General features: G+C 71.2%; 11 protein-coding genes and 1 tRNA gene. 4 read left to right on the plus strand and 8 right to left on the minus strand.

Going from position 1 to position 13,508, the window contains the following annotated elements:
- Positions 1-187 precede the first annotated feature (187 nt).
- The 3 genes from ACGFSB_RS00930 to ACGFSB_RS00940 all read left to right on the plus strand — a co-directional run bounded on the left by ACGFSB_RS00930 (position 188) and on the right by ACGFSB_RS00940 (position 3,240).
- Positions 188-1,024, plus strand: a complete 837-nt coding sequence (locus ACGFSB_RS00930; protein ID WP_393392119.1) for a decarboxylase — start codon at positions 188-190, stop codon at positions 1,022-1,024.
- Positions 1,025-1,036: 12 nt separating this feature from the next.
- A complete protein-coding gene (locus ACGFSB_RS00935; protein ID WP_393392122.1) occupies positions 1,037-1,771 on the plus strand; it encodes a decarboxylase in 735 nt (244 codons plus the stop codon).
- Between the two features lie 371 nt (positions 1,772-2,142).
- Complete coding sequence (locus ACGFSB_RS00940) at positions 2,143-3,240, plus strand: LLM class flavin-dependent oxidoreductase (protein ID WP_393392125.1); 1,098 nt, start codon at positions 2,143-2,145, stop codon at positions 3,238-3,240.
- Positions 3,241-3,244: 4 nt separating this feature from the next.
- On the opposite strand, the gene ACGFSB_RS00945 is transcribed toward ACGFSB_RS00940, so the two are convergent.
- A complete protein-coding gene (locus tag ACGFSB_RS00945) occupies positions 3,245-5,038 on the minus strand; it encodes a putative bifunctional diguanylate cyclase/phosphodiesterase (RefSeq protein WP_393392127.1) in 1,794 nt (597 codons plus the stop codon).
- 336 nt (positions 5,039-5,374) lie between these two features.
- On the opposite strand from ACGFSB_RS00945, the gene ACGFSB_RS00950 reads away from it, so the two are divergent.
- On the plus strand, positions 5,375-6,655 hold the full coding sequence (locus tag ACGFSB_RS00950) for a M6 family metalloprotease domain-containing protein (RefSeq protein WP_393392130.1): 1,281 nt from the start codon (positions 5,375-5,377) through the stop codon (positions 6,653-6,655).
- Positions 6,656-6,700: 45 nt separating this feature from the next.
- Here ACGFSB_RS00950 and ACGFSB_RS00955 read toward each other — a convergent pair.
- From ACGFSB_RS00955 to ACGFSB_RS00985, 7 genes are all read right to left on the minus strand, one after another.
- Positions 6,701-6,774, minus strand: a tRNA-Lys gene (locus tag ACGFSB_RS00955).
- Positions 6,765-7,388 carry a bifunctional DNA primase/polymerase gene (locus tag ACGFSB_RS00960; RefSeq protein ID WP_393392133.1) on the minus strand — a complete coding sequence of 208 codons (624 nt, stop codon included), beginning with the start codon at positions 7,386-7,388 and terminating at the stop codon, positions 6,765-6,767. The genes ACGFSB_RS00955 and ACGFSB_RS00960 overlap by 10 nt, the downstream gene beginning before the upstream one ends.
- A 127-nt stretch (positions 7,389-7,515) precedes the next feature.
- Positions 7,516-7,866: a hypothetical protein gene (locus tag ACGFSB_RS00965; RefSeq protein ID WP_393392136.1), complete on the minus strand. Its 351-nt coding sequence runs from the start codon at positions 7,864-7,866 to the stop codon at positions 7,516-7,518.
- 352 nt (positions 7,867-8,218) lie between these two features.
- Positions 8,219-9,574, minus strand: coding sequence for an AAA domain-containing protein (locus ACGFSB_RS00970; RefSeq protein WP_393392138.1), 1,356 nt, complete (start codon positions 9,572-9,574; stop codon positions 8,219-8,221).
- Positions 9,571-11,157 carry a hypothetical protein gene (locus ACGFSB_RS00975; protein ID WP_393392141.1) on the minus strand — a complete coding sequence of 529 codons (1,587 nt, stop codon included), beginning with the start codon at positions 11,155-11,157 and terminating at the stop codon, positions 9,571-9,573. The genes ACGFSB_RS00970 and ACGFSB_RS00975 overlap by 4 nt, the downstream gene beginning before the upstream one ends.
- A gap of 58 nt (positions 11,158-11,215) precedes the next feature.
- Positions 11,216-12,355, minus strand: a complete 1,140-nt coding sequence (locus ACGFSB_RS00980) for a hypothetical protein (protein ID WP_393393744.1) — start codon at positions 12,353-12,355, stop codon at positions 11,216-11,218.
- Positions 12,306-13,355, minus strand: a complete 1,050-nt coding sequence (locus ACGFSB_RS00985; RefSeq protein WP_393392144.1) for a phosphatase PAP2 family protein — start codon at positions 13,353-13,355, stop codon at positions 12,306-12,308. The genes ACGFSB_RS00980 and ACGFSB_RS00985 overlap by 50 nt, the downstream gene beginning before the upstream one ends.
- Positions 13,356-13,508 lie beyond the last annotated feature (153 nt).

A 13,508-nucleotide genomic window follows, 5' to 3' on the forward strand; every position in this document is an offset into this window, starting at 1 on the left:
CAACAGAGGTGCTGTATCACAAGCACCCCAGAACTGAGTACTCTCCGTACGAAGTCATAGCACTCTCTGTAGCGCTTCTCTCGGCGCCTCTTCCCCATCCCGACGTCCCGGCGCGTCGCCGGTTCCGCATCTCCCGGCCCCCGGCCGGTCCCTCCACAGCACGCACGCACGAACTTGGGGCCTGCTCATGGACGTCTCTTTCCTCGGCGGACCACACCCTCAACGCGGTGTTGGTGTCGTCGCCCCCTTCGACTTCGCCCTCGACCGGGAGCTCTGGCGCTGGGTCCCCGACGAAGTCTCCCTCCATCTGACGCGCACTCCGTACGTGCCCGTCGAGGTAAGCCTCGACCTGGCACGACTGGTCAGTGAGCACGAGACACTCGGCGAGGCGGTGCGCGCGCTGAGCGCCGCCGAGCCGGAAGTCCTGGCGTACGCCTGTACGTCCGGCAGCTTCGTCGGCGGCACGGCGGGCGAACGCGCGATGTGCGAGGCGATGACTCGCGAGGGCGCGGTTTCGGCCGTCACGACATCGGGCGCGCTGCTCGAGGCGCTCGAAGACCTCGGCGCGCGGCGCATCGCGCTCGTCACGCCCTACACCTGGTCGGTGACCCAGTCCCTCGAGCACTATCTGGCCGAGGCCGGGGTGCTCGTCACCGGCCGCGCCTATCTGGGCCTGACCAGGCACATCTGGAAGGTGCCCTACCGGGACGTGGCCGACATGGCCCGGCGGGCGGTGCTCGGCGGGGCCGACGCGCTCTTCATCAGCTGCACCAACCTCGCGACGTACGACGTCATCCCGCAGCTGGAGGCCGAGCTGCGGATGCCGGTGATCTCGGCGAACCAGGTGACGATGTGGTCCGCGCTGCGTCGGCTGGGTACTCATGCGGTAGGGCCTTACCAGGCGCTGATCGATCCGAGCGCAAGGCCTGGCGCGGGCCCGGTCACCGGTCCCGGCGACCTGCCGGGCGTGGTCTCGGCCGATCCGCCCCAGGGCCTGCCCGAAGGACCACCGACGCTGCCTTGAAGGAGGCTGGAAGTGACCGCACTTGGTTTTCTCTATCCGGGTCACTCGGCTGAGGACGACTACCCCCGTATGGAGCAGATGCTGGAGAGCGTCCGGCTACAGGTCGTCCACACCGACATCGGCGAGGACGCGCACCGGGTCGACGCGCTCCTGGAGATGGGCTCGGCGGAGCGGCTCGCCGCCGGGGTCGAGGAGCTGCGCCTGGCCGGCGCGGAGGCGGTGGTGTGGGCCTGCACCAGCGCGAGCTTCGTCTTCGGCTGGGAGGGCGCGCACGACCAGGTCCGGACCCTGGCCCGGACGGCGGGTCTGCCGGCCTCCAGTACGTCCTTCGCGTTCGCCCATGCGGTACGTGAGGTGGGCGCGGGGCGGGTCGCGGTCGCCGCGACGTATCCGGAGGACGTGGCGGCGCTGTTCGCCGCGTTTCTGAAGGCGTCCGGGGCGGAGGTCGTCTCTACGCGGGGGAGCGGCATCATCACTGCGGCGGAGGTGGGGACGTGGGGCTGGGAGGAGGTCAGCGCGATGGCCCGTGCGGGCGATCACCCCGATGCGGAGGCGTTGCTGCTCCCTGACACCGCGCTGCATACGGCGGCGTACGTCCGTGACCTGGAGAAGGAACTGGGCAAGCCGGTCCTCACGGCGAACCAGGTGACAGTGTGGGAGGGGCTGCGGCTGGCCTCACGGAGGGTGAATGCGCCGTCGCTGGGGGCGTTGTTCACCAAGGAGCCGGTGGTGCAGGTGAGGGGGTAGGCGGGCCCGCCCCGCCGGGGCTTGTGCGGGTGTGTGGGTGGGGATGCCTGCGGCGCCTGTGGCGGGTGGGGTGGGGGTTGTTGTAGCGGCTTCGGTTTGTCCGGGCAGCGGGGCCGCGCCGGTATGTCCGTCCTCGCTATCGTCCAGTGGCCGCGTGGTGCTTCGGCCCCGGAGTGCCGCGAACCGTGCTCCGGGCGGAAATACCGGCACGTCCCCGCGCGAGCGCTGCCGACTGCAGGTGCGTCGTGGGGAACAACGCTCCGGGGTGACGGGCGGGAGAGGCCCGTCCGGGGCGGGAATAAAGCGGAGCCAGCCTCCTGTTCGTGTGGGTGAGCAACACGAACCGTAGAGAAGCATGTGCAGGAGGCCCCGTGGCAACGGAACCGAGTGACGACATCCACGGCGAGCGGCACGGCAGCGCGCCGGTCCCGCTCTCCGTGCTCGACCTGGTGACCGTGGGGGCGGGGCGGACCGCCACCGATGCTCTGCGTAAGAGCGTGGACATCGCCAAGCTGGCCGAGCGGCGTGGGTATCACCGCTACTGGGTGGCCGAGCACCACTCCATGCCCGGAGTGGCCTCCTCGTCCCCTGCCGTCATCCTCGCCCACCTCGCCGCGCACACCGAGCGGATCCGGCTTGGTTCGGGTGGCGTCATGCTGCCCAACCACGCCCCCCTCGTCATCGCGGAGCAGTTCGGCACGCTGGAGGCGATGGCCCCGGGGCGGGTGGATCTGGGTCTTGGCCGTGCTCCGGGTACGGACGGGGCGACCGCCGCTGCCTTGCGGAGGACGGATCGCCTCAATGAAGGTGCCGATGACTTTCCGCAGCAGCTCGCCGAGCTGACACGCTTTTTGGACGACGACTTTCCCGACGGTCATCCGTATGGGCGTATCCACGCTGTTCCTGGGCCCGTTCAAGCCACCTCGCCCGGCGGCGTCCAGTCCCCGCACCGGCCGCCCCTGTGGCTGCTCGGTTCCTCCGGGTTCAGTGCCCGCCTTGCCGGAGTTCTGGGGCTTCCGTTCGCCTTCGCGCACCACTTCTCCGCGCAGAACACGGTCCCGGCGCTCGACCTCTATCGGGATTCGTTCAAGCCGTCCGCGGTTCTTGACGCGCCGTACGCCCTTATTGGGGTATCGGCGCTGGCGACGGATGAGGAGGGTGAGGCGCGGCGGCAGGTTCTTGCTGCCGCGTTGAACATGGTCCGGTTGCGTACCGGGAAGCCTGGGCTCGTTCCTACGCCCGAGGAAGCCGAGGCCTATGAATTCAGTGACATGGAGCGGGAGTTCGTGAGCAGTTGGAACTCCAATGTCATTCATGGCAGCGCCGATCAGGTTCGGACCGGGCTCGATGATCTTGCCAAGCGCACCGGTGCCGATGAGTTGATGATCACGGCCAACGCCCATAGTGGTGAAGTCCGGTTGCGCTCTTACGAGTTGATCGCGGACGCCTATGGGCTGCCCGGCGCCTAGGGCCCTAGGCGTTCAGCAGCGCGGAGATTCGGTCCGGCGTCACCGGGCGGGAGTACAGCCAGCCCTGCCCGGTGTCGCAGCCGATCCTCCGTAGTCGCGCCGCCTGTTCCGTCGTCTCCACGCACTCCGCGGTGACCGTGAGCCCGAGCTTGTGGGCGAGCTGCACCAGGGCCTCGACGATGACCTCGTCGGCCGGGTTGAGGTGCGCCTCGCCCGCCTCCGCGTCGTACTGGAAGCCCCGTACGAAAGAGCCGTCCAGTTTGAGGACCGAGACCGGGAGCCGGCTCAGGTACGCCAGGTTCGAATAGCCCGTGCCGAAGTCGTCGATGGCGATCCGCACCCCCATGTCGCTGAGGGACCGGAGAGCCTGTAGCGGGCGGCCCGCCGAGCCCATCACCGCCGACTCGGTGAGTTCCAACTGGAGTAGTTCGGGGGTGAGTTGTGTTTCGGAAAGGATGTGCGCGACGTCGGCCACCAGGTCCGAGTCCCACACCTGCCGCACCGCGACATTGACGCTCACGAAGACCGGCGGCTGCTCCGGGTGTTCCAGCTGCCAGCGCCGGGCCTGGCGGCACGCCGTCCGCAGGACCCAGCGGCCGAGCTGCACGATCGAGCCGTCCTCCTCCGCCAGTCCGATGAACCGATTCGGCGTCAGCAGGCCGAACTGCGGATGCTGCCACCGCACCAGCGCCTCGACCCCGCGCAGATCGCCTTCCGCGAGACCCACCAACGGCTGGTAGTCCAGGACGAATTCACCCCGGTCGACGGCCGGACGCAGCGAACTCGACAGCGCCTGCCGCGTCATACGGTGGGCGTTGCGCTCGGGGTCGAAGAGCGTCCAGCGGGCCTTGCCGTCCGTCTTCGCCCAGTAGAGCGTCGTGTCGGCCGCCTGCATCAGGCAGGTGGTGGTGGTGCCGGCGGCGCGTCGCTCGACCACTCCGATCGATGCCGATACGGAGAGGCGCTGGCCCGAGAGGTCGAAGGGCTGCTGTAGCGCCTTGAGCGCGGCGTCGGCCAGCTCGGAGAGTTGGTCCGTGCCAGTGGAGTCCTCTACGAGCAGTGCGAACTCGTCGCCGCCCAGGCGGGCGACCAGCGGGGCTGTCGTCCTGCCGTGGCCGGCTTCGTCCGCGCAGCGCGTGAGCCGGTCGGCGACGGCCGCGAGCAGCCGGTCGCCGACTCGGTGGCCGAGGGTGTCGTTGACCGCCTTGAACCCGTCGAGGTCGAGATAGCAGAGGCCGATGCGGCCGGTGCCCGTGTCGTCGTACGTGCCCGCTTCGAGCGCGGCGGCGAGCCGCTCGAAGAACAGGCTGCGGTTGGGGAGCCGGGTCACCGGATCGTGCATCTGGAGGTGGCGGAGCCGGTCCTGGAGCTCGCGGCGGGCGCTGATGTCCGTGGCGGCGAGCAGCACCGTGCGGCCGCCGGGCATCGGCGAGACGGTGACCTGCACCCAGAGCGAGTGCCCTGCGGGGTGTTTCAGGCGCCGGGTGCAGCGCAGCTCGGCCTGGCGGCCGCGGAGGACCTCGCGGTACGAGTGCCAGGTGCGGGCGTCCGACGCGAGGTCCACCAGATCGGCGGCGAGGCGCCCCGTCAGCTCGTCCGGGGTCGCGCCGAGCAGCTCGGCGAGCGCGTCGTTCGCGTCCGTGATGAGGCCCTCGCTGTCCACTACGCCGAGGCCGAGCGGCGCGGCGGCGAAGGCGGCCCGGCGATCGGGCCACTGCCCCGAATGGTGACTCTCGGTAGTGGGCACCCTGGCGAAGTCGGGTGCTGTGGGCGCTTGGCCTTCAGACGTTCCGTTCACCACTTGCTCCCGCAGTGCAGTTGTTCGGCGAGGCCGGGCCCGCGCAGGAAAGTGTGCCGATCATAGGGGCTGGCCCGAGGGTGCTTCCAGCCACAGCGCGGTGCCGCGTGGCGGTGTTCTCCGGCATAGGACAGGCGCATGTCCGGTAGGGGTCTGCCAGGCCTCCGGCGGCAGATCGTTTCTGCTCGTCCCGCACTGCTTCCTTTGCGCCTCGCTCTGCACAGCGACCGCTGGCGACCGCTTGTGACTTTCTGTGAGTGGGCGACGCGCCGCTTCTCACCCGGCTGGGTCAGATAAACAGGGCGTAATACAACAAAGCATCACAGGGTGGGTGGGATGCCCCGTAATCCGCACCCGGAGGTCGACGTGCCGCGTCAGCTACCCCCCTGGGGACTCACCCGTGGAGGGGAGAGAACCCGGCTGCGCAGCACGGCCGCCGCCCTCACATCCCTGACCGCACTCGCCGCCACGGGTCTCGTCGCGGGGCCCGCGATCGCCCAGTCCTCGGCGCTTCCCTGCGCGCTCCAGCGCACACCGGCGCATCACTCGGAGGGCCTCGATTCCTGGAACACCGCCTATCCGCGCCCGAACCGGGCGCTCGATGCGGTGATGGTCTTTCTGTCCTTCCCCGACTCCCCGCCGCTGACCGCCCCCGAGGACATCGCGGCCGACTACTTCCCCGCCACCAGCGACTTCTTCGACCGCGCCTCCTACGGCAAGTTCGCCCTGCGCCCGCACCCGCAGCGCGAGTGGGTCGAGATGCCGGACGACTCCACCTCGTACGCCATACAGCGCGACTGGAACGCGTCCCGGCGCAGCGCCTATCTGCGCGACGCGGTGGCCGCCGCCGATCCGCGCGTCGACTTCTCGCGGTACGACGTCGTCTACTTCGTCGCCGACCCGGACGCGCCCGGCGTCGACTCGGACGCCACGAAGGTCGTCAACCTCGACCGGCCGATGCGGGCCGACGGCACGGACATCAAGCGCATCGTCACGGTCTTCGAGCGGCACCCGCCGGACCGCAACGTCCTCGCCCACGAGACCGGGCACGTCTTCGATCTGCCGGACCTCTACCACCGGCCGACCGACGGCAAGGGCGACTGGGATACGTACGTCGGCGACTGGGACGTCATGGGCAGCCAGTTCGGGCTCTCCCCCGACCTCTTCGGCTGGCACAAGTGGAAGCTCGGCTGGCTGGATCCGCGGCAGGTGGTGTGCGTGGCGGGCGGCGGGCAGCGGCTGACCCTGGAGCCGCTGTCGGCGAGGCCCGCGCGCGGGGGCTTCGGCGGCACCAGGCTGGCCGTCGTCCGCACGGGCCGCGACAGCGCGATCGCCCTGGAGGCGCGGGGGGCGACCGGCAATGATCACGCGACCTGTAGTGAGGGTGTGCTGGCCTACCGGGTACGCAATGAGGCCTCGTCCGGCAGCGGCCCGGTCGAGGTTGTCGACGCTCATCCGGACTCGGACGCCTGCTGGAACGACTCGGTGTATCCGCCGCTCGCGGATGCGCCGGTGGGGGTGGGGGAGAGTTTCACCGTGCCGGGTGAGGATGTCCGGGTCGAGGTCGAGGGGCGGACCGCGACGGGGGCTTGGACGGTGAAGGTGTCGGTGGACTGACATGAAAGAAGCCCCTCGCTTTCGCGAGGGGCTTCTTTCTGTCTGTGCGCCGTCAGGGACTCGAACCCCGGACCCGCTGATTAAGAGTCAGCTGCTCTAACCAACTGAGCTAACGGCGCCTGGTGACGTCGTAGACCTTAGCACTCTGATCGCCGCCAGGAAAAATCGATATACGGACCGCGGATCCTGCCGCGGCGCGGGCCGCCCGGACGCAGGCCCAGAGCACTACCTCGGGTCCCGGCAGCCAGGGATGCCGGGCGTCGGGGGCGACGAGCCAGCGCGATTCGAGGTGGTTCTCGAGGTGGCTCTCCGGGTGGCTTTCGCGGTGTCCCGCGGTGACGGGCGGCACTGTGACGGCGTCACCCGTGCCGTGGCAGAGCACGCCCGGCACGGCGCTGCCCCACTCCTCCCACTCGAGCAGCGAGGGCAGCCGCTGGGCGGTGCCGGGGGCGGCGAAGAGCAACATGCGGCCGCGGTGCGCCGCGACGGGGCCCGAGCCGGGGCCCTCGTCCCATAAGCGGTCGAGCATCCGGCGTCCGAACACGGCGGGGACGCTCACCACGTCGAAGGCGGAGCCGCAGGGGAGGACGGCCGGGGCGGTGGGCCGGGCCCGCCAGTGGGCCAGGGTGCTGCGCGGATACGTTTCCGCAGAGGCGAGCCAGGCGGCTCCCTCCGCGGTGACGTCGGAGATGTCCTGGGCGAGGCACGTGCTGCTGCTCTGCGTGTTGCTCATGGCAGATACATCTACCGGTAGTGAGCGTTCCATTTCTGAGAGTTGCCGGAAATCGGGACAACAAGGGGTGAGGGGGAGTACCTTGCCCTACTTGGCATATGCCCGTGGATCTTGTGCGGGCGTGACCTCAGGCCTCCGTGCCGCCCGCGCGCAGCAGATCCCGGCCGAACTCGACCATCTTCTTCGCGTAGTCCTCGGTCCACTGAGCGCGCTCGGCGATCACGGCGGGCGTCAGGCGGTCGAAGCGGCGGGGGTCGGCGAGCTGGGCGGCCGCTATCGCCTGGAACTCCACCGCCCGGTCCGTCGCGGCACGGAACGCGTGGGTCAGCTCGGTGGCGCGGGCAAGCAGCTCGCGGGGGTCCTCCATCGACTCCAGGTCGAAGAAGTGCTCCGGGTCGGCGACCGCTTCAGCGGGCTCGAAGAGCAGGGGCGCGGGGCGCAGACGCTGCTCGGTCCGGGGCCGCTCGGGCTCCGCCATGGTTCTTCCTCCTCGTACGGTGTCCGGCCGTGGGGCCGTCTTCCATTCTCCCTTGCTGCGCAAGGGGGCCGTGGGTCCTGGGCTGCGGGGTTCGCCGCGCTCACGCGCTCATGGCCGCCAGGCCACGCGGTGTTCGGCGAGGCGGGCCAGGATCGCGTGGTTGGCTTCCCACCCGTCAGGGGCTGTACCTGTCGGCCGCCTCCGGCGGTGTGCCGGACTCCGTCCGGTGTTTACGGGGTCCACGGCACTCGGTGCTCGGACCAGCGATCCCACGTGGACATCATCGCCTCCCACCCGTCAGGGGCTGTACCTGTCGGCCGCCTCTGGCGGTGTGCCGGACTCCGTCCGGTGTTTACGGGGTCCATGGCACTCGGTGCTCGGACCAGCGATCCCACGTGGACATCATCGCCTCCCACCCGTCAGGAAATTTCACCGTGACGCCCAGTTGGACCGGTTCCGTCGACGGGTGGTCGTCTAGGAGTTCACTCACGCCCGCGCGGCAGATCACGATGCAGGCGTGGCGGTGGCGGGATGCCAGGACGCAGAGGCGGCCCGTCTCCAGGTGGAAGGCGGTGGCGTCCGGGCGGCCGGAGAGCGGGTGCAGGACCACCGTCACGTCGAACTCGCGGCCCTGGAGCCGGTTGGCGGTGTCCACGGTGACGTCCGTGACGCCGAGTTCCGCGAGGGCCGCGCGCACCGCCGCCGCCTGGTCGCGGTGCGCGGTGCCGACGGCGATGCGGTCGGCCGTCAGGGGAGTGGGCTCCGGGCCGCGCTCCGAGGTCGCCGCGCCGCCGCGGTCCAGGAGGCGCCGGACGACCTGGGCCAGTGCGCGCACGGCCTCCGGGTCCGTGCGCGGCGTGTTCCGCGCGGGCAGCTCGAGCAGGCCCCAGCCCGATTCCGCCGCCTCGTCGATCACCCGGTCGGGGCCCGAGCCGTCCGACGGCACCCCGAAGCCGAGCCGCCGGTCACCGTGGTCCGTGCCACTGCGGAACGGCGTGTACGGGTAGAAGGCTGCCGAGACCAGCGGGGCCGCCGAGGCCGGGAGCCGCCAGGAGACCGGGAGGCGGTGCTGCGGCAGTTCGGGATTGTGCGCGAGCAGCGTCGCCACCGCGCTCGCCGACGGGTCGTACGCGAGGCCCGCCCACTGCTCGGCGCCGACGATCGAGAACGGGTCGAGCTGGCCGGGGTCGCCCACGAACAAGGCCCGTTCGAAGAGCCCGGCCACGGCGAGCAGCGCGTCCGAGCGCATTTGGTACGCCTCGTCCACGATGGCGTGCTGCCAGGGCGCGTCGAGCTTGGCGGAATCGACGTGCGCCCACTTCGCGGCCGTCGAGATGACCACGTCGAGCCCGGCCAGATCGGCCACCTTCGTGGACGTACGGACGGACGGCAGGTCGTCCAGGGCCTTGTCGTACGCGTCCGGGTCGCTGCTGTGCAGCCGGCCGACCGGCAGCTCGGGGTCCTTCTCGGCCAGGCGCAGGACGAGGTCGTCGACCTGCGCGTTCGTCTGCGCGATCACCATCAGGGGGCGGCCCGCCGCGGCCAGTTCGCGGGCCGCGCGGACCACGAGGGTCGACTTGCCCGCGCCGGGCGGCGAGTCGACCACGACGCCGCGGTGCGCGCCGTGCAGCGTGTCGTGCAGGATCGCGTCCGTGGCGCGGCCTGCCGCCGCTCCGGGGTCGAAGGGGGCTGCTGCTACTGGACTCACAGGGTGTCCTCCGCCGTCACGGGGTCGGGTCGCTCGGCGGCGTCGCCCGGCGGGCCGCCGTGGGTCCAGGGAGTCGCGTCGGGGTCGGGCAGCTTGGGGCCGCCGCGCTGCTCGTGCTCGAAGAGCGTCCAGCAGATCCGGTCGCCCTTCTGAGGCACCGATCCTGGCTCGGGCTCCTTGCCGCGGCCCATCTTGTCGGTGACGCGGAGGATGACAGCGCCTTCACCCTCGTACGCCACGAACTCGGCTGTCTGCGGCTTGCCTTGCAGCGAGCGGTACACCTTCGCGCGCTCGGCCAGGTGCGGGCGGTCGTCCGTGCGGACCGTGACCAGGGGGCGCGGCCGCGGGCTCTTGCTCTCGCTGTACGCCATGACCACCTCGGTCACCTCGCCCGCGAAGGCCTCGCCCGAGAGCCGGCGGCCCGCCATCACCAGCGGGTCATCGAGCGCTTCCTGGGCATCCAGCCTGGCCTGTTCGCGCTCCCGGGCGCCGAGTTTGTTCGCCGCCGTCACCGCGTCGTCGATGCGGGGCTGCGGGGGTTCGCCCGCCGCCACGCGGTCCCGGTGGCCGGTGAACGACCAGCGGTCGCGGGTCCAGCGATCGGCGGCGTGCGGAGCCTCGGGGAGCGTGCAGAGCGCGTCGAGGCCGCGCCACACCGCGTCCCAGGTGGGGCGGGTCCTGCTGTCGATCAGGGCGCGGATCTCCCGCTCGGCGGCGGCCAGTTCGGCGAGGCGGATGTCCGCCTGGATGCCGTCATCGGCGGTGGCGAGAGCCGCGCGTGCGCGGTCGTAGCGCTCGATGGCCGGGGCGAGCAGGCGGTTGTCGAACGCCGGGTCGGTGGCGGGGCCCGCGGGCGGGCAGAGCAGCTGGCCGTCCTTGCCCCTGGCCAGCTCGGCGTGGCGCGCGGCGGCGGCTCCGGATGTGCCGTCCGGGGCTTCGATCCAGGCGAGCAGGGCGCCGAGGTGCTGGTCCTCGAGGCTGGACTGGCCGGTGGCCCAATGCCGGGAGAGGAGCTCGGTCATGGCGACGAGGAGGGAGGAGCCGGGGACGCGGGCCCGCTCCCCGAAATGGGTCAGCCAGCGGCCGAGAAGGGGGACGCGGGGCGGGGCGGGATAAGGGGTCTCCGGGTCCTGCTCGGCGGTGCGGCGGAAGCGGGTGGAGCGGCCGATGAGCCGTACGAAGTCGATGCCGGCGCGGCTCGGGACGATCAACTGCGGTGCGTCCGCGCAGAGTTCGACCTCCACCTTGACGCGCTTCCCGGTCTCCGGGTCCGTCTCACTGCGCTCCGCCGCTTCGACGCCGTCCGTGAACGAGTCGACGTACTCCAGGACGGTGTCCGCGAGTTGGGCGAGGAAGGTGAAGCGGAGGTCGCGGTCGCGGGGCTGCGGTACGAGGAGGACGCGGGGCGAGGTCCGCTCCGTGCCCACGAGGGCACCGAGCGGGGCGCCCGCCTCGCCGGCCGTGGTGAGGGGGACCAGGACGAGGGGGCGCTGGGAGAGGTGGCGGTGCCTCACCGTCGCCCTCGGCTGAGCGCGGCCGGTGTCCACCGCCTCCAGGCGGGCGAGGTTGTCGATCAGTGACATTGGGCTGTCCTCCCCTGCGGGTTGAGAGCGATTCTCTCGCCGCCGCGCGGCGAGTGCCTCAGCATCCCGTGCCGCCCGTGCCGCCCGTGCCGGACAACGCCTCTTCCCGCAGCGCCGCCGCCCTCCGTAGCGCCGCCACCGTCGGGTCCTCGGGGTCGCCCGAGGCTCCACCGGCCGCCGACAGGACCCCGGTGACCGTCGTCAGGCCACCCAACTCGCCCCGCACCGCGCGGCCCAGGAACGTCACCGCGCCCTCCTCGCGGGAACGTTCGCGGCAGTGGAAGGCCAGTTCGCAGGCGGCCAGGCACTCGGGGGCGTAGGTCGCGGGGACTGATTCGACCGCTGCCGTCAGGTCGGCGGCGGGGCGGCTCACGTCGAACGTCGTGCCCTCCGGGAGTGCTGCCGCGATGTCCTCGATGCGGGTCAGGCGCGCCAACTGGCGCCTCGTCACCGAGAGTTGTTTGCGTACGTCGATCGCGGACGCCGTGGGGAGGTTCGAGAAGTCCTTGGGGCAGACCAGGAGCACGTGATGCCGGACCTGGGGCACGGGCTCCATGTGCGACGCCACCCGCTCGAGCGCCAGGGCGTACACCGCGGCCTGGCGCGCCGCCGCGCCCACCTTCGCCGCGTCCGCCGAGCCGTCGATCATCGGGAAGGACTTGATCTCGACGACCGTCCAGGTGCCGTCGGGGTGGATCACCACCGCGTCCGGTTCGAGGAACGCGGGAGTCCCGGCGACGTCGAGCGCCAGCATGGGGTGGTCCAGGAGTGTCCAGCCCGCCGCCGATGACGCCTCGCGCAGCGCGAGCGAGGTGCGGGCCGCGCGGCCCTCGGGGCCCACCGCGGCGAGGTCGGGCACGGACGACTCGCCAGGCACCGGCTCCGGGCCGCCCCCGAGCCTGCTGTGGACGAGCCGCAGCAGCTCCGCGCCGCCGTCCGCCTTGACCTTCGCCTCGAAGGCATTGCCCCGCATGAACGCGAACTGCGACTGACCGAAGGAGGCGGGGGCGCCGAGCGACTGCGCGAGGGCCGCCTTGTCCACGCCCGCACCGTCGAGCAGCGCGCGCCGCTGACAGCCCGGGTTCGCGGCGAGGGCCGCGAGCGCGCGGGCGTCCATCGGCTGCGCGGGGACGTCAGGACCGCGCAGCTCAGCGAGCCGCTGTCTTAGCGCTGTCCCCCGCGTCGGCGGGGCGGGCACTCGGCTCGGCGCCTGGCTCGGCAGGCCGCTTGCGCGGCCGGGGAATTCGCTCACCTGTCGAAGTCTGGCACCCGCCACTGACAATTGAGGCTTCTGGGGCTGACGAGGGGGAGGAAGAAGCGGCGGACGAGGCGGAGAGCGCGCCCGTGAGCGACTTCGACGTCGAGCTCGACCCCGTCACCACCCCCGTCACCCCGCCCGACGAAGGCCGCGCGACCGCGAACGGCAGCCGCAGCCTCGCCTTCACCCGGTCCGCGAGCCGCAGCACCGGACGTACGAGAAGCAGGCCGACGCCCATCGTCGCGGCGCCCGCGACCGCGTCGAGGAAGTAGTGGTTCGCGGTGCCCATCACGACGATCGTGGTGATCAGGGGGTAGGCCACCGCCGCGATCCTGGCCAGCGGCGAGCGGCCGTGGCGCCACAGCATCACACCGCACCACAGCGCCCATCCCACGTGCAGGCTCGGCATCGCCGCGTACTGGTTGGTCATGCCGCCGAGGCCGCGCGGGGCGCTCGCCTCGCCGCCCCACCAGCCGTAGTCGCTGTACTGCGCCATCGTGTCGACGAAGCCGTGGCCCATGGTCAACAGGCGAGGCGGGCAGGTCGGCAGGAGCGTGAAGCCGACCAGGCCGATCAGGGTGGAGATCATCAGCCACGCGCGTGCGGCGCGGTACTGGACCGCGCGACTACGGAAGAGCCAGATGAGGACCACCGGCGTCACCAGATAGTGCAGGGACGCATACCAGAAGTCGGCCGGGACGCCTATCCAGGAATGGGCGGTGAAAAGACGATTCAGCGGGTTCTCGGCGTTGAGGCGCAGGAACTTCTCTATGCGGAGTATTCCGATGCCGTGGTCGACGGCGCTCGCTACATCGCCCCGTGCGAGGAGCCGTCCCGCCGAGTAGGCGGCGTACACCAGCACGATCAGTGGCAGCTCAGTCCACCAGCGAAGCCGGAGCCTGCTGATACCGCCCGTGCCCGGAGTGTCGGTCTGCGGCATCCGGTCGGTCCCCCATCCCTCTGTGGTCGTGCGGTGTTGACCGCCGCATCACCTTACGGCGTACGCGAAAGGCCGCCGCAGCGTCCCCCGGTCGTCAAAGACGCAGAGATCGACGGGCGGGTTGCTCCTTGAGGGCATGAGTGATCGGGAGAT

The sequence above is a fragment of the Streptomyces sp. NPDC048441 genome (genome assembly GCF_043200235.1).
In the GTDB taxonomy this organism is placed as follows: domain Bacteria; phylum Actinomycetota; class Actinomycetes; order Streptomycetales; family Streptomycetaceae; genus Streptomyces.